This is a genomic window from Streptomyces sp. NPDC045431 (assembly GCF_040646655.1).
Lineage (GTDB): Bacteria > Actinomycetota > Actinomycetes > Streptomycetales > Streptomycetaceae > Streptomyces.
Genome location: NZ_JBEZAQ010000003.1, coordinates 44,644 through 62,097 on the forward strand (window position 1 = coordinate 44,644; position 17,454 = coordinate 62,097).

Below are 17,454 nucleotides of genomic sequence, written 5' to 3' on the forward strand. Positions count from 1 at the left end.
GACGTATGTACGCGCAGCGCCGGCGCGCCTACCTCCGGATGATGACGGCCTGTCTGGTGCTCTTCGTGAGCGCCTGGGCCGTCGTACGGCTGTGGTCGGTGCCCGCGGCCATCGCGATGTGCTTCATCGCCATGGTCATCCCGCCCGTCGCCGCGATGATCGCCAACCGGCGCGGGCCGGACGACCGCTGGTGGGACGACCCGTCCGGCGATCCGAAGTCCGACGAGTGGTGGGACGAGCTCGACGGCAAGCGGAGGGGCCCGTAGGTCTCAGTAGACGAGCGCCTGCGTGCCCTCGGCCAGCGCCTCGCTGACGAAGACCTGCGCGCCCGCGATGCGCACGCCCTCCAGCACGTCCTTCTCCGTGATCTCCCGGCGCGCCGCGCACTGCGTGCACAGCGTGATGCGCCCGTTCGCCTGGATCGACTCGATCAGCTCCGGCAGCGGCGCGGCGTGCGGCAGCTCGAACTCGGCCGCCCGCCCGGGCAACGCGAACCACGACGACTCGCCGGTCAGCCAGAGCGAGACCTCCACCCCGCTGGCCACGGCCACCGCCGCCACCGTGAACGCCTGCGAGCACCGCTCGGGGGCGTCGGCCCCGGCGGTCACCTTGATCACGAGCTTCTTCGCCATGGTCGAACTGTAATGCGCGGCGGCACGACAAGCCCCGAGGCCACGGACACCCCCGAGGCCCCCGACCGCACCCGCCTCGCCTACGTCGTCGTCGGCGACACCCTCGCCGTGGCGTCCACTCCCGCGGGGGCGACACCGCCGAGGTGCCGTTCCACCAGACGGTGGTGCTGCAGAACCAGCTCCTCGGCTGACGCCGCGCGCACGGGCGCACGGGCGCACGGGCGCACGGGCGCACCTCACACCGAGGGGCCGGGTCCCACCCATTACGCTGGGAACCGGCCCCTTCTTCACCCACATCGCTCACCGAGGAGCACCCGTGCTTGAGGCTTTCTTCTCCGCCCTGCTGGTCCTGGTCTGCATCGGCGTCGTCGCCTTCGCCGCCCTGACCGTGAAGAAGCTGTACCAGGGCCAGCGCTGACCACTCCCACCGACCGACAGAGCTGCTCATGATCGAGATCCCGTCCGACCTGAACCCCGACCTCGTCCCCCTCGCGTTCCTCCTGGGCACGTGGGAGGGCGCGGGTGTCTCCGACTTCCCCGGTGCCGAGAAGTGCAACTTCGGTCAGTCCGTGACCTTCAGCCATGACGGGCGGGACTTCATCGAGTACACCTCCCGCACCTGGGTCCTGGACGCCGAGGGCCAGAAGGTCCGCCCCCTGGAGAGCGAGAGCGGCTACTGGCGCATCGACAAGGACCGCAAGGTCGAGATCGTGATGGTGCGCGACCAGGGCGTCGTCGAGGTGTGGTACGGCGAGCTCGCCGACCAGAAGCCGCAGATCGACCTGGTCACGGACGCCGTCGCGCGCACCGCGGCCTCGGGGCCGTACAGCGGTGGCAAGCGGCTGTACGGCTACGTGAAGGGCGACCTGATGTGGGTCGGCGAGAAGTCGACGCCCGAGGTGCCGCTGCGGCCGTACATGTCGGCGCACCTGAAGAAGGTCGTCACGCCCGACGAGGTCGCGGCGTGGGCCAAGGACCTGGGCGACCTGCCGGACGACGGCATCGCCTTCTTCAAGTAGGCCCGGTGAACCGGCGGTCGGTGCTCCTACACTGGAGCGCGTGGTGAGCACCGACTGGAAGAGCGATCTGCGGGAGCGCGGTTACCGGCTGACTCCCCAGCGCCAGCTTGTCCTGGAAGCGGTGGACGCGCTGGGGCACGCGACGCCCGACGACATCCTCACCGAGGTCCGCAAGACCGCCTCCGGGGTGAACGTCTCCACCGTCTACCGGACGCTGGAGCTGCTGGAGGAGCTGGGCCTGGTCAGCCACGCCCATCTCGGGCACGGCGCCCCGACGTACCACCTGGCCGACCGCCACCACCACCTGCACCTGGTGTGCCGGGACTGCACGGAGGTCATCGAGGCGGACGTGTCGGTGGCCGCGGAGTTCACCGGGAAGCTGCGCGAGACGTTCGGCTTCGACACCGATCTGAAGCACTTCGCGATTTTCGGGCGGTGCCGGGACTGCACGGCGAAACGTACGACCAACGGGTCGTAGGACGTACGGGTCGTAGGCTTGCTGCCATGAAGAGCCCTCTCCTGTCCCTGCCCGGCGCGGTGCCCGCCGAGGGACGCGACGAAGGGGTCGCCGCGCACTACGGCGACCTGTTCCGTGAGCAGCGCGCCCTCGCCGACGGCAAAGGCATGGTGGACCTCAGCCACCGCGGCGTCGTCACCGTCAGCGGCGCAGACCGGCTCAGCTGGCTGCACCTGCTGCTCACCCAGCACGTCAGCGAGCTCCCGGCCGGACACGCGACCGAGGCGCTGATCCTCTCCGCCCACGGGCACATCGAACACGCGCTGTACCTGGTCGACGACGGCGAGACGGTCTGGGCGCACGTCGAACCCGGCACGCAGGAGGCGCTCATCGGCTACCTGGAGTCGATGAAGTTCTTCTACCGCGTCGAGGTGGCCGACCGGACCGCCGACGTCGCCGTCGTCCACCTCCCGGCCGGCTCGATCGCCGAGGTGCCGGACGGGGTCGTCGTACGGGAGACCTCGCACGGCCGGGACCTGTTCCTGCCGCGCGCCGAGCTGGAGGCGTACGCCGCCGGGCACGGCCCGCTCGCCGGGATCTGGGCGTACGAGGCGCTGCGCGTGGAGGAGCACCGCCCGCGCCTCGGTTTCGAGACGGACCACCGGACCATCCCGCACGAGGTCGGCCTGATCGGCACGGCCGTCCACCTCCAGAAGGGCTGCTACCGCGGCCAGGAGACCGTGGCGCGCGTCCACAACCTGGGGAAGCCGCCGCGCCGGCTGGTGTTCCTGCACCTGGACGGCAGCGAGGTGCACCTGCCCGCGCCCGGTACGCCCATCCGGCTGAAGGCCGACGGGGAGGAGGGCCGGCAGCTGGGCTTCGTCACCACCGCCGTACGCCACCACGAGCTCGGGCCGATCGCGCTCGCGCTGGTCAAGCGGAACGTACCGGTGGACGCCGAACTGCTGGCCGGGAACACCGCGGCGGCCCAGGAGACCGTCGTCGAGCCCTAGGGGGTGCCTGTCGATCAGGCCGGATCAGTGAGCGGGGTCTGGTGCGTGTGATCGCAAGGCGGAGGAGGGAGTCCATGCGGAGCATTGGCGACCGACGACAACGCGGCGAGCGCACGTGCCAGGCGCCGCGAGCCCGGCAAGATCGGCAAGACACCCCCTAGACCTCGATGATCACGGTGAACGGGCCGTGGTTCGTGAGCGAGACCCGCATGTCCGCTCCGAACCGGCCCGTCTCCACCCGCGCGCCCAGCTCCCGCAGCCGCGCCACCACCTCGTCCACCAGCGGCTCGGCCACCTCGCCCGGCGCCGCCGCGTTCCAGGTCGGGCGCCGGCCCTTGCGGGCGTCCCCGTAGAGGGTGAACTGCGAGATCACCAGCAGCGGCGCGTTCACGTCCGAGCAGGACTTCTCGCCCTCCAGGATCCGCACCGACCACAGCTTGCGGGCCAGCTGCGCCGCCTTCTCCACGGTGTCCTCGTGGGTGACCCCCACCAGCACGCACAACCCCTCGCCGACGATCTCGCCGACGGTCTCACCCGCGACGACGACCTTCGCGCCGTCGACCCTCTGCACCACTGCACGCATGCGTACCAACGTAACGGGGCCGAACGGGTGCAGTGCACCTGCACATCGCATGCGGGAGTGGCACCATGCGTGTCAGGCGGTGCGGCTGCGCACCGGTCGAGGGGACGGATCACCATGAGCACATCGGGCGCCGGGCAGACGCCAACGCCACCGCATGCCGTACACCAGGTCCACCAGGTCCACCTCAGGCCGCCGGGGCCGCGCACCCCGGCCGAGTCCGTCCTGCCGGAGATGGGGCCCCACGACCTGAAGGCGCTGCGCCTGCCGGAGCTGCGCGCCCTGCGGCGCGACGCGCACGGCGACGAGACCGACCTCAGCTACGTACGACGGCTGCTCCAGGGCCGGATCGACATCCTGCGGGCCGAGCTCGCGCGGCGCGGCGGTGCGCAGGTGCCGGTGGTGGACCGGCTCTCCGAGATCCTGGCCGACACCCCCTCGCGGCACCGCTCCTCCGTCCGCCACGTGACGGTCTCCACGCCGCGCGGCGAGACGTACCGGCGGCTGGCCGCCGAGATGCTCGCCGACGTCGAGCTGTCGGACCTGACCGCCCGAACGGACGAAGAGCTGCGCGCCGCGATGGGACGTCTGGCACGCTACGAACAACAGGTGTCCCGGCGCCGACAGCAGCTCCAGCGGACCGCCGACGATTGCAGCGCCGAGATCGCCCGCAGGTACCGTGAAGGCGAAGCACAAGTAGACGACCTGCTCAGCTGAGGCTCTCGGCCGGGTCTCCGCCCAGGAGTCCTCGACGCGGGCTCGCGGCTCCGCGGGTCTCGTTCCGTTCCGGAAGGCCACCGTCATGACCTCCACCTCCGCCAACGCCTCCATACCTCCGGTCCTCGCCGAAGTCGTCCGGTCCGGCTTCGTCGAGGGCCACCATCGGGGGTCGCTGGTGGTGCTGGCCGAGGACGGCACCATCGAGTTCACGGCCGGGAACGTGACGGCGCCGGTCTTCCCGCGCTCGTCGAACAAGCCCATGCAGGCCGCCGCGCTGCTGCGCGCCGGGCTCGACCTGAGCGGGGAGCGCCTGGCCCTGGCCGCCGCGAGCCACTCCGGCGAACCGTTCCACCTCGACCTCGTACGCAAGATGCTCGCCGAGTACGGGCTCACCGAGGCCGACCTCCAGACGCCGCCCGACCTGCCCCTCGACCCGGCGGAGGCGGAGGCGTACCTGGCCTCCGGGCGGGTCCGGGAGCGGATCACCATGAACTGCTCCGGCAAGCACACCGCGATGCTCGCCGCCTGCGCGCAGAACGGCTGGGACCCGGTCGGCTACCTGGACCCCGCCCACCCGCTCCAGCGCCTGGTCCACTCCGAGGTCGAGGCGGCCTCCGGCGAGACCGTCGACACGGTCGGCACCGACGGCTGCGGCGCGCCGCTGATGGCGATCAGCCTGGTGGGGCTGGCCCGCGCGTTCCGCTCGTACGTCCTCGCCGAGCCCGGCACGCCGCAGCGGCGGGTCGCGGACGCGATGCGCGCGCACCCCGAGTACGTGGCGGGGACCCGGCGGCCGGACACCTGGCTGATGCGGGAGGTGCCCGGCGCGCTGTCCAAGATGGGCGCCGAGGCCGTGCAGGCGGTGGCCCTGGCGAACGGCCGCGCCCTCGCCTTCAAGATCGACGACGGCTCGGCGCGCGCGATGGGCCCGGTCCTGGCGCGCGGCCTGGAGTTGCTGGGCCTGGACGCCGGGACCGCGCCCGTGCTCGCGCGGATCGCGGACGCGCCGCTGCTGGGCGGGGGCGAGCCGGTCGGGGCGGTGCGCGCCGCGTTCTGAGGGGGCAGGGCTGGGCGGGCCCTGCGAAAACCGGATGCCGGGTGCGGGGACGGACGCCTAGCGTGGCGGCCATGAGCAGTGTCGAGGTCCGTGCCGTCACCGAGTCCGAGTTCCCCGACTGGCTACGCGCCCTGCGCACCGGTTTCCTGGTGTCGCCCAGGGTGCCGGAGGGCGAGGCCGAGCGCCGCCTGCCGTACATGGACCTGGCGCGCACGCGCGGCGCGTTCGAGGCCGGGCGCTGTGTCGCCACCTTCCGGTCGTTCGCCCAGGAGCTCACCGTCCCGGGCGGCGCCCCGGTCCCGGCGTGCGCCGTGAGCCAGGTGACGGTCTCGCCGACGCACCGGCGCCGGGGACTGCTCAGCCGCCTGGTGGACACCGAGCTCAGGGCGGCCAAGGAGCGGGGCGAGGTCGTCTCCACGCTGATCGCCGCCGAGTACCCCATCTACGGGCGGTACGGCTACGGCCCGGCCGCCTCGCTCACCGAGTGGACCGTCGACGTACGGCGCGCCGGCCTCGACCCGCGCTGGTCGGCGCCGGAGGACGGCGGGCGCATCGACCTGATCGACGCGTCCGAGTTCGGCAAGCTCGGGCCCGACCTGCACAACCGGGTACGGGCCGTGCGGCACGGCGTGGTCAGCCGGAACGAGCGGGACTGGCTGCTGCGCACGGGCGCTCTTCCGCGGCCGGACGGAAACCCGTACACCGAGCCGTTCCACGTCGTGTACCGCTCGCCCTCCGGCGAGGTGGAGGGGTACGCGGTCTACCGCTGCGACGACCACTGGGACGCCGGCAAGCAGCCGACGAACACCGCGACCGTGCGCGAGCTGATGGCGCTCACCCCGGCCGCCGAGCGCGCCCTGTGGCGGTTCGTCTGCTCCATCGACTGGATCACCACGGTCAAGAGCGGCTACCGGGCCCCGGACGACCTGCTCCCCCTGCTGCTGCCGGACCCGCGCGCCGCCCGCGTCACGACGTACGCCGACTACCTGTGGGTGCGCATCCTCGACGTCGTACGGGCCCTGGAGGCGCGGACGTACGGCACCTCCGGCAGCCTCGTGCTGGACCTGCGGGACGCGGCGGGCCTCGCGGGCGGCCGCTACCGGCTGGACGCCTCGCCGGAGGGGGCGGCCTGCGCCCCGACGGGCGCCCCGGCCGACCTGACGATGGACATCGCGGAGCTGGCCACGCTGTACCTGGGCGACGAGTCGGCGGTGCGGCTCGCCGCGCTGGGCCGGGTGGAGGAGTCCACCCCGGGCGCGGCGGCCCGGGCGGACCTGCTGCTGCGCACGTCGCGGCGGCCGTGGTGCCCGGACGAGTTCTGAGCCCGGTGTCCGGGCCATGCGCGGGCCCGCTTTCCCGGCCGTGTCAGGTGGTGAGCACCACCTTGCCGAGCAGGCTCCGGTTCTCGATCGCCGCGTGGGCGTCCGCCGCCCGTTCCAGCGGGAAGGCGCCGCCGATGACCGGCCGCAGCCGCCCCGCGGCCGCCTCGGTGAGCGCCCGGCCGGCCAGCGCGGTGTGCGGCGTCGGGTGCCGGCTGTACGTCGCCGATGCCCAGCAGCCGTACGCCCCGGCGCTCGGCCTCGCGCGGGTCCACTTGAGGTCAGGCCGGGTGCGTAGGCTCGTCCGCATGAGCGGGTTGCGGGAGCGGAAGAAGCGGCAGACGTACGAGGCGATCTCGGAGGCGGCGATCGCGCTCTTCCTCGACAAGGGCTTCGACCGGGTCTCGGTCGCGGAGGTCGCGGCGGCGGCGGAGGTGTCGAAGCCGACGCTGTTCCGGTACTTCCCCGCCAAGGAGGACCTGGTCCTGCACCGGTTCGCCGACCACCGGGACGAGGCGGCGCGCGTCGTCCGCGGGCGGCCCCGGGGCGTCGATCCGCTCGGTGCGCTCGAGCGGCACTTCCTGGACGGGCTCGCGCGCCGCGACCCGGTGACCGGGCTGTGCGACGAGCCGTCGGTGCTCGCCTTCCACCGGCTGCTGTACGGGACGCCGAGCCTGGTGGCGCGGTTGTACGCGTACCAGGGCGCGGCCGAGGCCGAGTTGGCGGCGGCGCTGGGCCCGGTGCTCGGCGCCGGGGTGGCGGCGCGGCTCGCGGCGGGCCAGGTCGTCGCCGTACAGCGGGTCCTGGCGGAGGAGAACTGGCGGCGGATCGCGGCGGGGGCGAGTGCCGACGCGGTGGAGCCGGACGCGGTGGCCGCCGCGGAGCTGGCCTTCCGGCAGCTGCGCGACGGCCTCGCGGGGTGACGTCTCGCGGGGTGACGGTCTCGCGGAGTGACGTCTCGCGGGGTGACGGCCTCGCGGAGTGACGGCGGCACGTCGCCTCGCGGCGGTCACCACATCACGGGGAGGCGCTCCGGGATGCGCTTCATGAAGCCGGTCCGCCAGACGAGCTGGGCGATGGGGACGGCCAGCTGGAGGTCCGGCATCTTGTCGAGCAGCGTCTCCAGGGCGATCTCCGCGTGCTTCTTGCCCAGCGCGGTGGCCGGGCAGTAGTGCCGGCCGCCGCCGAAGGAGAGGTGCGCGGTGTTGTTCTCGCGGGTGAGGTCCACGGTGTGCGGGTCGCGGAACACCTCGGGGTCGAAGTTGGCGCCCTCGACCAGGACGAGGAGCAGCTCGCCCTTCTTCACCTCGACGTCCCCGAGGGTGACGTCCTCCAGGGCGAGGCGCGGCAGCCCGTCGCCGATGGAGAGGTTGATCCGGAGCAGCTCGTCGACGGCCGCCGGGATCTTGGTGCGGTCGGCGAGGAGTTCGGCCTTCAGCTCCGGGTGCTGGATGAGCGAGACCAGGGCCATGGTGAGGAAGCCGGCGGTGGAGATGACGCCCGCGCCGAACATGGTCACGCCGACGGTCGCCAGCATCTCGTCGGTGAGGTGGTCGTACTCCGGGTCCTCGCGCAGCGCCGCGAGTTCGGCCATCAGGCCCGTCGTCGACGGGTCGTCCAGCCGCTCGACCATGTACGCCATGTCGCGGTCCCAGTTGAGCTTGGCGCCCGTGATGGGGCAGGCCGAGTTCATGAACGCGATGTCCAGGCTCCTCATCAGGCGGGGCGCGTCCGCCTGCGGGATGCCGAGGATGTGGCAGTGCATGGCCGCCGAATAGGGGTCCGCGAACTGCCCGCGCAGGTCGGCGGGGGCGCCTTCGGCGATGGCGCGGTCGACCAGGTCGGCGGCGGTCGACCGCATCCACTCCACCAGGCCCGGCGCCTTGGGGTTGAGCGCCTTGAGCACGGCCTTGCGCAGCCCGGCGCCGGTGATGTTGCCCATGTTGTTGACGACTTCCGGCGGGATCGTCAGGGCGTACTGGCGGGGTACGCCGGGGGCCGAGGTCTCCGCCAGGCTGAACCGGGGGTCCTCCAGGACCTGCTTGCACAGGGCGTGGGACGACACCAGCCAGGCCGGGTCGCCGGCGATGGTCCGTACCCGCTTCACGGGCTCCTTGCGCAACAGCTCTATCTCGTCGGGGAGTTGGTCGCCGCGCCAGGAGAAGGGGAAGTCGGGGAGCTCGTCGGGCAGGTCGTCACGGTCGTCACGGTCGTCACGCAGCTCGTCGTGCAGGGTCTCAACGGACATCGGAGTCTCCTTCGGCGCGCTGTGCGGGAGAGGTCGGCTGGGCGGGTTCGGCGGGCGTGACGATGGCGTGGCCCTGGTTACGGGAGGCGCGCAGACCGGAGCCGCGCGAGTAGAGCAACTCGGCCATCGGCAGCAGCTGGTGGTAGCAGTTGAGGGAGGACGGCACGCCCAGGATGGCGGGCGTGTCGAGGAAGAGCGGCGCCTCGGCGCAGACGTACTCCACGCACACCTCGCGCTGCCGCTCCGTGGGGGCCTTCCCGTCCAGGACCTTGGAGGAGAGGAAGGTGTCCACGAGGGCGTCGCAGGTCTTGCGGAAGTCCGGGTCCGTGTCGAGCCGGTCCTGGAGGTGGTCCCGGATCTCGCGGTACGCGGGGTTGTCCAGGAACGCCGACATGGGGTGGGCGCGCAGCTGGATGCCGTCGGGGTCGACGGTGGCGACGGCGTTGGTCACTTTGGCCCGTACGCCGCGCAGGTTCTTCACGGCCTTGCGGCGGGCGTCCTCGGCGGTGTAGCCGGACGCCTCGTACATCTCGGCGACGTGCATGTCCGTGTAGACGAAGTCCACTTGCTCGAAGTGGGCCATGCCCCAGCGGGCCAGGTCGATGACGCGCTGGGCGGAGAAGTAGCTGTTGCCGGGTGAAACGCCGATCACGGCGTGGGCGCCCTCGGCGCATATCACCTGGCAGTGGGCTGTGTAGGGCCGGACGGTGAACAGTCCGGCGGCGGTGTCCGGAGGGGTGAAGGGCTGGATCTCGAAGACGGTCTCAGTCGTCAACTGGGAAGGAGTCCTTCGCGTCGCTAGTCCCTGAGGAGCCTCGTGCTCCTGGTGTGGCGACGACGCCGCGAAGTTAGCTTCCGGATACGGAGAGTGTCAACGAGCACCCGGAGGCGTTGATTCGAGGTCGGCTGGAATTCATCGTTCCGCCATCTTGAGAGTCAGTAATCTTCTTTACTCGGTTACGTTATTCTTGGGGGAATGACCACACTCGACGCTGAACTGGGCAAGGAACGGGCCCACCACGACACCTGCCGCGCCGCCCTCGTCCGGATGGCCGAAGGCGCCGAACACCACGTCGTCACCGGCGAGGACGTCTCCGCCTCCGGCGCCGACGCCGAAGCGCTCGGCTACCAACTCCGCAGCCACACAAAGCGGTTGCGTGAGGAGAGGCCGGGCCCGCTCTTCTTCGGCCGGCTCGACCACGCGGACGGACAGTGCCACCACATAGGCCGCCGCCGCATCGCCGAGCACCCCGCCTCCCCGCCGCTCGTCATCGACTGGCGTGCCCCCGTCGCGCGCGCCTTCTACCAAGCGAGCGCCCGCGATCCCCAGGGCGTACGGGTACGGCGACGGTTCGGCTGGGCCCCGTACAGCGACGGCGACTCGGCGGACCTCACCGCCCTGGAGGACGAGTACCTGACGGCCGGGGGCGAGGGCGCCGCGGGGGCGACCCCCGGCGGAGAGACCTTCGCCGGAGAGACCCCGGACGGGGAGACCCCGGACGGGGAGGCTCTCGCCGGGGCGATCCTCGCCGGGGAGATCGAGCGGCCCCGCGTCGGGCCCATGCGGGACATCGCCGCCACCATCCAGCCCGAACAGGACGATCTCGTACGGGCCGACCCGGCCCTCTCCCTCTGCGTGCAGGGCGCGCCGGGCACCGGCAAGACCGCCGTCGGACTGCACCGGGCCGCGTACCTGCTCTACACCCACCCGCGGCGCATCCACCGCGGCGGCCTGCTGGTCCTCGGGCCGAACCGCACGTTCCTGACGTACATCTCCGAGGTGCTGCCCGCGCTCGGCGAGGGGGACGTACGGCAGTCGACGGTCGAGGGCGAGATCGCGCGGGGCCACGAGGTCCGGGCGTACGACACGCCGGAGGCGGAGGCCGTCAAGCACGACGCGCGCATGGCGGGGGTGCTGCGCCGGGCGCTGTACGCGAGGGTCGGCGCGCCGGCCGAGCCGTTGGTGGTTCCCGACGGCTCGTACCGGTGGCGTGTGCCGCTGGACGAGCTGGAGCGGCTCGTCGCCGGCGTACGCGCCGAGGAGCCCCCCTACGCCGTGGGGCGTGAGAGGTTGCGGAGCCGGGTGGTGCGGGCGATCCAGGAGCAGGCCGAGCGGCGTGCCGGGCCGCGGGGCGGTGCGTGGGTGCGGAAGGTGGAGCGGGCGCGGGCGGTGACGGCGCTCGTGGACGCCTGCTGGCCGAAGGTGACGCCGGAGGAGGTGCTGGCCGGGCTGCTGGCCGATCCGCGCGACGAGGCGCTGTCGGTGGCGGAGCGGGCGGCGATCCGGTGGCCGCGGGCGCCGCGTTCGTACCGCTCGGCGCGCTGGACGGCGGCGGACCTGGTGCTCCTGGACGAGCTCGCCGGGCTCGTCGAACGCCCCGAAGGCTACGGCCACATCGTCGTCGACGAGGCGCAGGACCTCTCGCCGATGCAGTGCCGCGCCATCGCGCGCCGCGCCGGCTTCGGCTCCCTGACGGTGCTCGGCGACCTGGCGCAGGGCACCACGCCGTGGGCCGCCCGCAGGTGGCCGGAGCAACTCGCGCACCTGGGCCGGCCGAACGCCGAGGTGGTCCCGCTCACGGCCGGCTACCGCGTTCCGGAGGCCGTCGTGGAGCTCGCGAACCGGCTGCTGGGCGCCTTGGACGTCGACGTACCGCGCCCCCGGGCCATGCGGCCGGGGGGCGAGGTGGCGGTACGCCGGGTGGAGCGGGGGTCCCTCGCGGCCGCGGTGGTCGAGGCCGTACGGGCGGCGCTCGGCCGCGAGGGCTCGGTCGGCGTGATCGCCACCGGGCCGACGGTCGAGCTGCTGCGGGGCGCGCTGGCGAGCGCGGGGGTGGCGGGGGCCGCGGACGCGGGGGCGGTGGATGCGGGGGTCGTGGACGCGGAGGCCGCGGACGCGGGGGCGGAGGTCCCGCGGGTGACGGTGCTGGCCGCGGCGCTCGTGAAGGGCCTGGAGTTCGACCACGCCGTCGTGGCCGAACCCGCCGAGATCGTGGCGGCCGAACCCCGCGGGGCCCACCGGCTCTACGTGGCGCTCACGCGCGCGGTCTCCCGGCTCGACGTCCTGTACTGCGGCGAGCTGCCGGCCGCGCTGCGGTCCTGAGGCGCGCGCGGCGCTGCGCGCAGCACCAGGACCGCGACGGCGAAGGCGGCGATGATCAGCCCCGCGCCGACGGTGAAGGCCAGCCGGTAGCCGCTGGTCAGCGCCTCGGCCTGGGGCGTGCCCGCCGTGAGCAGGCCCTCGGTGCGGGAGGCGGCCAGGGTGGACAGGACGGCGACGCCGAGCGCCATGCCGATCTGCTGGGTGGTGTTGAACAGCCCGGAGGCGAGACCCGCGTCGTCCTCGCCCGCGTCCGACATGCCGAGCGTGGTGAGCGCGGGCAGCGCGAGCCCGAACCCGGCCGCCAGCAGCATCACGGGCAGCAGGTCGGTCACGTAGTCGGCGTGTACGGGGACGCGGGCCAGCAGCCCGAGGACGCCGAGCAGCAGGCCCAGGCCCACCAGCAGGACCGTGCGCTCGCCGAAGCGGGCGTTGAGGCGGGCGGAGACGCCCAGCGACACCGCGCCGATGACCGCGGCGGCGGGCAGCATGGCGAGACCGGTCGCGGCGGCGCCGTACCCGAGCACCTTCTGGAGGTAGAGCGCCACGAGGATCTGGAAGGAGAACAGCGCGGCCACCATGAGGACCTGGACGAGGTTGGCGCCGGCGACGCTGCGCGAGCGCAGGACGCGCAGCGGCATCAGCGGCTGCGCCGCCGTGGCCTGCCGTACGACGAACCCGGCGAGCAGCGCGAGGGAGAGGGCGCCGAGGCCGAGGGTGGGCGTCGAAGTCCAGCCGTACTCCTCGACCTTGACGACCGTGTAGATGCCCAGCATCAGGCCGCCGGTGACGAGCAGGGCGCCGATCACGTCGGCCCCGGCGGCGAGGCCGAGGCCGCGGTCGCGGGGGAGGGCGGGGACGGCGGCGGCGAGGGCGGCGAGGCCGATGGGCAGGTTGATGTAGAAGATCCAGTGCCAGTCGAGCGCATCGGTCAGGATCCCGCCGAGGACCTGGCCGAGCGACGCGCCCGCCGCGCCGGTGAAGCTGAACACGGCGATGGCCTTGGCGCGTTCGCGTGGCTCGGTGAAGAGCGTGACGAGGATGCCGAGGCTGACGGCGGAGGCCATCGCGCTGCCGGCGCCCTGGAGGAACCGGGCGGCGATCAGTACGGCGGGGCTGGTGGCGAGCCCGGCGAGCAGCGACGCCGCGGTGAAGACCGCCGTGCCCGCCAGGAACATCCGCTTGCGGCCGATGAGGTCGCCGAGCCGCCCGGCGAGCAGGAGCAGGCTGCCGAAGGCGATGAGGTAGGCGTTGACGACCCAGCTGAGGCCGGCCGGTGAGAAGCCGAGGTCGCTCTGGATGGCGGGCATCGCGACGGTGACGATGCTGCCGTCCAGGACGGTCATCAGCATGCCGGTGGCGATGACGCCGAGGGCGAGGTGGCGTGAGGATGCCCGAGAAGTCATGGACATGACGGTCTCTCCTGTCGATGCGGCGAGGGCGCGGTGAGGACGACAGGAGTGACCGTAGCAGATAGTTTCGTTACAGACGATCTGTTTCGGGATCGGCTTTTGAGGGGGTGTGGTGACGTGTCAGGCCTGACGGGCCCGCCGGGCCGGGCGCGGGCTCTCCACCGGTTCGGCCAGGTGGCCGCTGACCAGGCCGTTCAGGGCGCGCAGCAGGACCTCGCGGTCCCCGTCGGGGATCGACGTGAGGGCTTCCGCGTGGACGCGGTCGACGATGGCCTGGCTCTGCCGGGCGACCTTCGCGCCCTCCTCGGTGACGGCGATGATCCGCGCGCGCCGGTCGCGGCTGGAGGGCCGGCGCTCGGCGAGGCCGGCCTTCTCCAGGGCGTCCACCGTCACGACCATCGTCGTCTTGTCCATGTCGCCGATCTCGGCCAGCTGGATCTGGGTGCGCTCCTCCTCCAGGGCGTGGACCAGGACGCAGTGCATGCGGGCCGTCAGGCCGATCTCGGCGAGGGCGGCCGACATGCGGGTGCGCAGGACGTGACTGGTGTGGTCGAGGAGGTAGGAGAGGTCGGGTTCGGTGCGTGCTGGCGACATGGCGGTCATGCCGCCAGCGTACAACTCGGTCCGTACCGGATAATCCGAAACCGGACGTCTCGTGGTGGCCGGCTCGCTCCGAAACCGGACGTCTCGTGGTGCCCGGCTCGCTCCGAAACCGAACGTCTCGTGGTGCCCGGCTGGTTCAGAAGTGGCCGGTGACCTTGTCGGGCGTCACGCGCACGGTGAGCCGGTCGCCGTCGGGGGCGCTCCCGCCCATGAACGTGGCGAAGTCCTGGCCCGTGAACTTGAGCGACAGCTCGTCCGCCAGCTCACCCGTGGTGTCCGGGGTGAGGGTGGCGGTGCCGCGCACGGCGGCGTAGGTGTACGGGTTCTCGGGCGGGTGGATCATCACGGTGACCCGCGGGTCACGGGCGAGGTTCCTGCCCTGCGTGCGCTGCGCCGTGGTGGAGAAGACGAGGTCCTCGCCGTCCCGCTTGATCCAGACGACCGTCAGGTGCGGCTGCCCGTTGGGGAGTATGGTCGCGACGGTCGCGAAGACCTTCTGCTCGTCGATGTACGTCTTCAGCTCGTCCGAGAGGCTGGCTGTCACGTTCGGATGCTCCTTCGGGGTCCGGCGGTTTCTCCGTGGATCCCAACACCCGTACGCCGCCGCCGAATTCCGGCCGGGCACGACCGCGTCCGGCCGAACACGACCGCGTCCGGCGGCCCGGCGGGCCCAATGTGCTCTCACCGGGGGCCGATCGGCGCGGGCCGTCCTACCGTGGTGTCATGGCCGACACACCCAACCCCCTGACCCGGCTCACCCTCGACCAGCTCCGCCGCCGCACGAGCGCCAAATGGCGCACCTACCCCGAGGACGTGCTGCCGTTGTGGGTGGCCGAGATGGACGTACCGCTGGCCGAACCGGTCGCGCGGGCGCTCAGCGACGCGGTCGCGCTCGGCGACACCGGGTACGCCTCCGGTACGGGGTACGCCGAGGCGCTGGCGGACTTCGCCGAGCGGCGATGGGGCTGGGACGGCGTCGCCGTGGAGCGTACGGCGCTGGTCGCCAACGTCATGCAGGGCGCGGTCGAGCTGCTGAAGGTGATCACCGGGCCCGGTGACACCGTGGTGGTCAACAGCCCCGTGTACCCGCCCTTCTACGCGTTCGCCGAGCACATGGGCCGACGGGTGGCGGAGGCGCCGCTGGGCGAGGACCTGCGCATCGACTTCGCCGCCCTGGAGGAGGCGTTCCGGGGCGCGGTGGCGGGCGGGAGGCGGGCCGCGTACCTGCTGTGCAGCCCGCACAACCCGACCGGCACCCTGCACACCGCCGACGAGCTCGCGACGGTCGCCGCGCTCGCCGACCGCCACGGCGTGCGCGTCGTCGTCGACGAGATCCACGCCCCGGTGGTGGAGCCGGGGGCCGCCTTCGTGCCGTACCTGAGCGTGCCGGGCGCCGAGAACGCCATGGCCCTGACGTCGGCGTCCAAGGCGTGGAACCTCGCGGGCCTCAAGGCGGCGATCGCCCTCTTCGGCCCGGCGGCCGCGGCCGACCTCGCGCGCCTCCCGGAGGAGGTGAGCCACGGCCCGAGTCACCTCGGCGTCCTGTCCCACACCGCCGCGTTGCGCTCGGCCACCGACTGGCTCGACGCCCTCAACACGGGCCTCGCCGCCAACCGCCGCCTGCTCGCGGACCTGCTCGCCGAACACCTGCCCGCCGTCACCTACCGCCCCGCCGAGGCCACCTACCTCGCCTGGCTCGACTGCCGCGCCCTGCCCCTCGGCGACGACCCGGCCGCCGCGTTCCTCGACCGCGGCAGGGTGGCCCTGAACTCGGGCCTCCCCTTCGGCACCGGCGGCGCGGGCCACGTCCGCCTGAACCTGGCCACGTCCCCGGACCTGCTGACGGAGGCGGTCAGGCGGATGGCGAAGGCGGTGCCGTGACGGAGGCGCACGGCACGCGCGACGGCCTCACCGCACCTCGACGCTGCCGCACGTGAACGTCGTCCCCTCCAGCAGCTCCGCCGTGAGGGCGACGCCGGTCAGGTGCTCGGCGAGGGCGAACGCGGCCGGGCCGGAGAGGTCGGGCTCCGGGGCGTCGCCGTCGCCGAAGTGGAAGCCGATGCGGTGCATGGCGTCCAGGAGGTCGTCGGGCGTGGTGCCCCACCGCTCGTCGGGGAACAGGGGCTCGAACCACAGGCGCCGTACGCCGTCCTCGGCCCACAGGAACGCGTCGACCGCGTTGACGTTGACGAAGTGCGACACCCAGCGGGTCCCCGCGGAGGCGGGCAGCGCCCTCGCCTCGGTGACGCCGAGGTAGCCGTTCGGTTCTATGAGCAGGGTCCACGACCCGAGGGCCGTCATGGCGACGAGCTGCCGTGTGCCGTCCGTGCGGCTGAACAACGCGAAAGCCGCGTCACCGACCGCCTCCGCTCCCGTGAGGGGCGCCTCCTCCCGGCCGTCCAGGCGGTGGAGTACGTCGGCGGGCGCGAGGTTCTCCACGAGGGTGAAGCAGTAGGCCTCCGCGAGATCGGGGAAACGGTCCTCGAACCAGGCGTAGTCGGCAGCGGTCGTCGTCATACCGGAGATCCTGCCGCACGCCACTGACACCGCCGGAGCGGCTGGAGCGTCCAGGTCACCCCTCCGGGAGGTCGTCACCGGTGTCGTCGCCCACCCAGCGCCGGCGGAGCCTGCTGCGGGCCGCCTCCAGGCGCTCGACGTAGTCCGAGGCGAAGATCTCGGGCACCGCCTTGTCGAGCGTGCCGGCGATGCTGTGGATCGGCGCCCAGACCGCCGTGTCGTCGACGAGGCGGCTGAGCTCCGTCATCTGCACCCGCTCGAGCCAGTCGGAGAGGACCAGCGCCTCATCCGGGCTGAGTCTGATGGTGATGTCGCCGTTCTCCGGCGCCTCCACAGCCCCGTCCCCCGCCGCCGGGTAGCCGATCTCCGCGATGTCACCGGCCAGGTCGGACAAGGTGACCCCGGGGTTCAGGGCCGCGACGACCGCGCCGGTGAGCGGCCGCAGGGCGAACACGTGCCGGACGGACGGGAGCGGCACGGGCACCCCGTAGTAGTCCTCGGCGAAGTCCCGGAACGCCTCCGGGGACCGGTCCACAAGCAGCCGGAACAGGCGGCCGGAGCCATCCGGATCATCCGGGCCGTCCTGCGGGAATTCGATGTCCCCCGCCTGCCAAGCCCTGTCGTCCGCCTTCCGCCACGCGCAGACGGTGACGACGGGCATGCCGTACTCGTCGGTGAAAGCGGCCCCTTCGACCCAGGGGCGGAAGACGTCCGGAACGTCATCCAGCACGCCGGGCCACGGCCTGTCCTCGACGTACGGGCTCATGCGCGATTCGT

General features: G+C 72.7%; 20 protein-coding genes. 10 read left to right on the top strand and 10 right to left on the bottom strand.

The features are described from left to right. Window positions 1-5 precede the first annotated feature (5 nt). On the top strand, window positions 6-266 hold the full coding sequence (locus AB0A69_RS08605; RefSeq protein ID WP_361417005.1) for a DUF3099 domain-containing protein: 261 nt from the start codon (window positions 6-8) through the stop codon (window positions 264-266). Window positions 267-269: 3 nt separating this feature from the next. On the opposite strand, the gene AB0A69_RS08610 is transcribed toward AB0A69_RS08605, so the two are convergent. Continuing rightward, entirely contained in the window at window positions 270-632 is a 363-nt protein-coding gene (locus tag AB0A69_RS08610) for a DsrE family protein (protein ID WP_361417008.1), read from the bottom strand. A gap of 446 nt (window positions 633-1,078) precedes the next feature. On the opposite strand from AB0A69_RS08610, the gene AB0A69_RS08615 reads away from it, so the two are divergent. From AB0A69_RS08615 to AB0A69_RS08625, 3 genes are read left to right on the top strand one after another with little or no spacing between them, the layout of a single operon-like run. Beyond that, window positions 1,079-1,651: an FABP family protein gene (locus tag AB0A69_RS08615; protein ID WP_355365032.1), complete on the top strand. Its 573-nt coding sequence runs from the start codon at window positions 1,079-1,081 to the stop codon at window positions 1,649-1,651. A gap of 40 nt (window positions 1,652-1,691) precedes the next feature. Next, window positions 1,692-2,129, top strand: a complete 438-nt coding sequence (locus tag AB0A69_RS08620) for a transcriptional repressor (RefSeq protein ID WP_361417012.1) — start codon at window positions 1,692-1,694, stop codon at window positions 2,127-2,129. A 26-nt stretch (window positions 2,130-2,155) separates the two neighbouring features. After that, on the top strand, window positions 2,156-3,121 hold the full coding sequence (locus tag AB0A69_RS08625; protein WP_361417015.1) for a folate-binding protein: 966 nt from the start codon (window positions 2,156-2,158) through the stop codon (window positions 3,119-3,121). Window positions 3,122-3,278: 157 nt separating this feature from the next. On the opposite strand, the gene dtd is transcribed toward AB0A69_RS08625, so the two are convergent. Beyond that, entirely contained in the window at window positions 3,279-3,704 is a 426-nt protein-coding gene (gene dtd / locus AB0A69_RS08630; RefSeq protein WP_361417018.1) for a D-aminoacyl-tRNA deacylase, read from the bottom strand. Window positions 3,705-3,818: 114 nt separating this feature from the next. Here dtd and AB0A69_RS08635 point away from each other — a divergent pair, with 114 nt between their 5' ends. From AB0A69_RS08635 to AB0A69_RS08645, 3 genes are all read left to right on the top strand, one after another. After that, the gene (locus AB0A69_RS08635) at window positions 3,819-4,418 is read left to right on the top strand and encodes an ABC transporter substrate-binding protein (RefSeq protein WP_361417021.1); all 600 of its coding nucleotides are present in this window, start codon (window positions 3,819-3,821) and stop codon (window positions 4,416-4,418) included. Window positions 4,419-4,503: 85 nt separating this feature from the next. After that, window positions 4,504-5,478 (top strand): asparaginase, encoded by a 975-nt coding sequence (locus AB0A69_RS08640; protein ID WP_361417024.1) that lies wholly within the window; start codon window positions 4,504-4,506, stop codon window positions 5,476-5,478. Window positions 5,479-5,549: 71 nt separating this feature from the next. Then, window positions 5,550-6,800, top strand: a complete 1,251-nt coding sequence (locus AB0A69_RS08645; RefSeq protein WP_361417027.1) for a GNAT family N-acetyltransferase — start codon at window positions 5,550-5,552, stop codon at window positions 6,798-6,800. Window positions 6,801-6,843: 43 nt separating this feature from the next. On the opposite strand, the gene AB0A69_RS08650 is transcribed toward AB0A69_RS08645, so the two are convergent. Further along, window positions 6,844-7,107 carry a zinc-binding dehydrogenase gene (locus AB0A69_RS08650; RefSeq protein WP_361417031.1) on the bottom strand — a complete coding sequence of 88 codons (264 nt, stop codon included), beginning with the start codon at window positions 7,105-7,107 and terminating at the stop codon, window positions 6,844-6,846. Between AB0A69_RS08650 and AB0A69_RS08655 the strand changes: the two genes are divergently transcribed. Further along, window positions 7,106-7,720 carry a TetR family transcriptional regulator gene (locus AB0A69_RS08655; RefSeq protein ID WP_361417034.1) on the top strand — a complete coding sequence of 205 codons (615 nt, stop codon included), beginning with the start codon at window positions 7,106-7,108 and terminating at the stop codon, window positions 7,718-7,720. The genes AB0A69_RS08650 and AB0A69_RS08655 overlap by 2 nt on opposite strands. A gap of 86 nt (window positions 7,721-7,806) precedes the next feature. On the opposite strand, the gene AB0A69_RS08660 is transcribed toward AB0A69_RS08655, so the two are convergent. Together AB0A69_RS08660 and AB0A69_RS08665 are read right to left on the bottom strand one after the other, a co-directional pair. Then, window positions 7,807-9,045, bottom strand: coding sequence for a cytochrome P450 (locus AB0A69_RS08660; protein ID WP_361417037.1), 1,239 nt, complete (start codon window positions 9,043-9,045; stop codon window positions 7,807-7,809). Further along, window positions 9,035-9,820, bottom strand: a complete 786-nt coding sequence (locus tag AB0A69_RS08665; protein ID WP_361417040.1) for a tRNA-dependent cyclodipeptide synthase — start codon at window positions 9,818-9,820, stop codon at window positions 9,035-9,037. Before AB0A69_RS08665 ends, AB0A69_RS08660 begins: the two co-directional genes overlap by 11 nt. A 201-nt stretch (window positions 9,821-10,021) precedes the next feature. On the opposite strand from AB0A69_RS08665, the gene AB0A69_RS08670 reads away from it, so the two are divergent. After that, window positions 10,022-12,148, top strand: a complete 2,127-nt coding sequence (locus AB0A69_RS08670) for an AAA family ATPase (RefSeq protein ID WP_361417043.1) — start codon at window positions 10,022-10,024, stop codon at window positions 12,146-12,148. Here AB0A69_RS08670 and AB0A69_RS08675 read toward each other — a convergent pair. The 3 genes from AB0A69_RS08675 to AB0A69_RS08685 all read right to left on the bottom strand — a co-directional run bounded on the left by AB0A69_RS08675 (window position 12,070) and on the right by AB0A69_RS08685 (window position 14,704). Continuing rightward, window positions 12,070-13,551, bottom strand: coding sequence for an MFS transporter (locus AB0A69_RS08675; protein WP_361417046.1), 1,482 nt, complete (start codon window positions 13,549-13,551; stop codon window positions 12,070-12,072). The genes AB0A69_RS08670 and AB0A69_RS08675 overlap by 79 nt on opposite strands. 126 nt (window positions 13,552-13,677) lie before the next feature. After that, window positions 13,678-14,160, bottom strand: a complete 483-nt coding sequence (locus AB0A69_RS08680; RefSeq protein ID WP_361417049.1) for a MarR family winged helix-turn-helix transcriptional regulator — start codon at window positions 14,158-14,160, stop codon at window positions 13,678-13,680. Between the two features lie 136 nt (window positions 14,161-14,296). After that, the gene (locus AB0A69_RS08685; RefSeq protein ID WP_361417052.1) at window positions 14,297-14,704 is read right to left on the bottom strand and encodes a PPOX class F420-dependent oxidoreductase; all 408 of its coding nucleotides are present in this window, start codon (window positions 14,702-14,704) and stop codon (window positions 14,297-14,299) included. A 179-nt stretch (window positions 14,705-14,883) separates the two neighbouring features. Between AB0A69_RS08685 and AB0A69_RS08690 the strand changes: the two genes are divergently transcribed. Further along, complete coding sequence (locus tag AB0A69_RS08690; protein WP_361417055.1) at window positions 14,884-16,041, top strand: MalY/PatB family protein; 1,158 nt, start codon at window positions 14,884-14,886, stop codon at window positions 16,039-16,041. A 27-nt stretch (window positions 16,042-16,068) separates the two neighbouring features. Here the strand turns inward: AB0A69_RS08690 and AB0A69_RS08695 are convergent, their stop codons facing one another. Together AB0A69_RS08695 and AB0A69_RS08700 are read right to left on the bottom strand one after the other, a co-directional pair. Next, window positions 16,069-16,677 (bottom strand): DUF6461 domain-containing protein, encoded by a 609-nt coding sequence (locus AB0A69_RS08695; RefSeq protein ID WP_361417058.1) that lies wholly within the window; start codon window positions 16,675-16,677, stop codon window positions 16,069-16,071. A 55-nt stretch (window positions 16,678-16,732) separates the two neighbouring features. Beyond that, entirely contained in the window at window positions 16,733-17,011 is a 279-nt protein-coding gene (locus AB0A69_RS08700) for a hypothetical protein (protein ID WP_361418394.1), read from the bottom strand. Window positions 17,012-17,454 lie beyond the last annotated feature (443 nt).

Excerpts from the sequence above, each read along its gene's own strand:
- AB0A69_RS08605 (WP_361417005.1), top strand. The coding sequence starts at position 6 with ATGTACGCGCAGCGCCGGCGCGCCTACCTCCGGATGATGACGGCCTGT.
- AB0A69_RS08610 (WP_361417008.1), bottom strand. The coding sequence starts at position 632 with ATGGCGAAGAAGCTCGTGATCAAGGTGACCGCCGGGGCCGACGCCCCC.
- AB0A69_RS08615 (WP_355365032.1), top strand. The coding sequence starts at position 1,079 with ATGATCGAGATCCCGTCCGACCTGAACCCCGACCTCGTCCCCCTCGCG.
- AB0A69_RS08625 (WP_361417015.1), top strand. The coding sequence starts at position 2,156 with ATGAAGAGCCCTCTCCTGTCCCTGCCCGGCGCGGTGCCCGCCGAGGGA.
- dtd (WP_361417018.1), bottom strand. The coding sequence starts at position 3,704 with ATGCGTGCAGTGGTGCAGAGGGTCGACGGCGCGAAGGTCGTCGTCGCG.
- AB0A69_RS08635 (WP_361417021.1), top strand. The coding sequence starts at position 3,819 with ATGAGCACATCGGGCGCCGGGCAGACGCCAACGCCACCGCATGCCGTA.
- AB0A69_RS08640 (WP_361417024.1), top strand. The coding sequence starts at position 4,504 with ATGACCTCCACCTCCGCCAACGCCTCCATACCTCCGGTCCTCGCCGAA.
- AB0A69_RS08645 (WP_361417027.1), top strand. The coding sequence starts at position 5,550 with ATGAGCAGTGTCGAGGTCCGTGCCGTCACCGAGTCCGAGTTCCCCGAC.
- AB0A69_RS08655 (WP_361417034.1), top strand. The coding sequence starts at position 7,106 with ATGAGCGGGTTGCGGGAGCGGAAGAAGCGGCAGACGTACGAGGCGATC.
- AB0A69_RS08650 (WP_361417031.1), bottom strand. The coding sequence starts at position 7,107 with ATGCGGACGAGCCTACGCACCCGGCCTGACCTCAAGTGGACCCGCGCG.
- AB0A69_RS08660 (WP_361417037.1), bottom strand. The coding sequence starts at position 9,045 with ATGTCCGTTGAGACCCTGCACGACGAGCTGCGTGACGACCGTGACGAC.
- AB0A69_RS08670 (WP_361417043.1), top strand. The coding sequence starts at position 10,022 with ATGACCACACTCGACGCTGAACTGGGCAAGGAACGGGCCCACCACGAC.
- AB0A69_RS08675 (WP_361417046.1), bottom strand. The coding sequence starts at position 13,551 with ATGACTTCTCGGGCATCCTCACGCCACCTCGCCCTCGGCGTCATCGCC.
- AB0A69_RS08680 (WP_361417049.1), bottom strand. The coding sequence starts at position 14,160 with ATGACCGCCATGTCGCCAGCACGCACCGAACCCGACCTCTCCTACCTC.
- AB0A69_RS08690 (WP_361417055.1), top strand. The coding sequence starts at position 14,884 with ATGGCCGACACACCCAACCCCCTGACCCGGCTCACCCTCGACCAGCTC.
- AB0A69_RS08695 (WP_361417058.1), bottom strand. The coding sequence starts at position 16,677 with ATGACGACGACCGCTGCCGACTACGCCTGGTTCGAGGACCGTTTCCCC.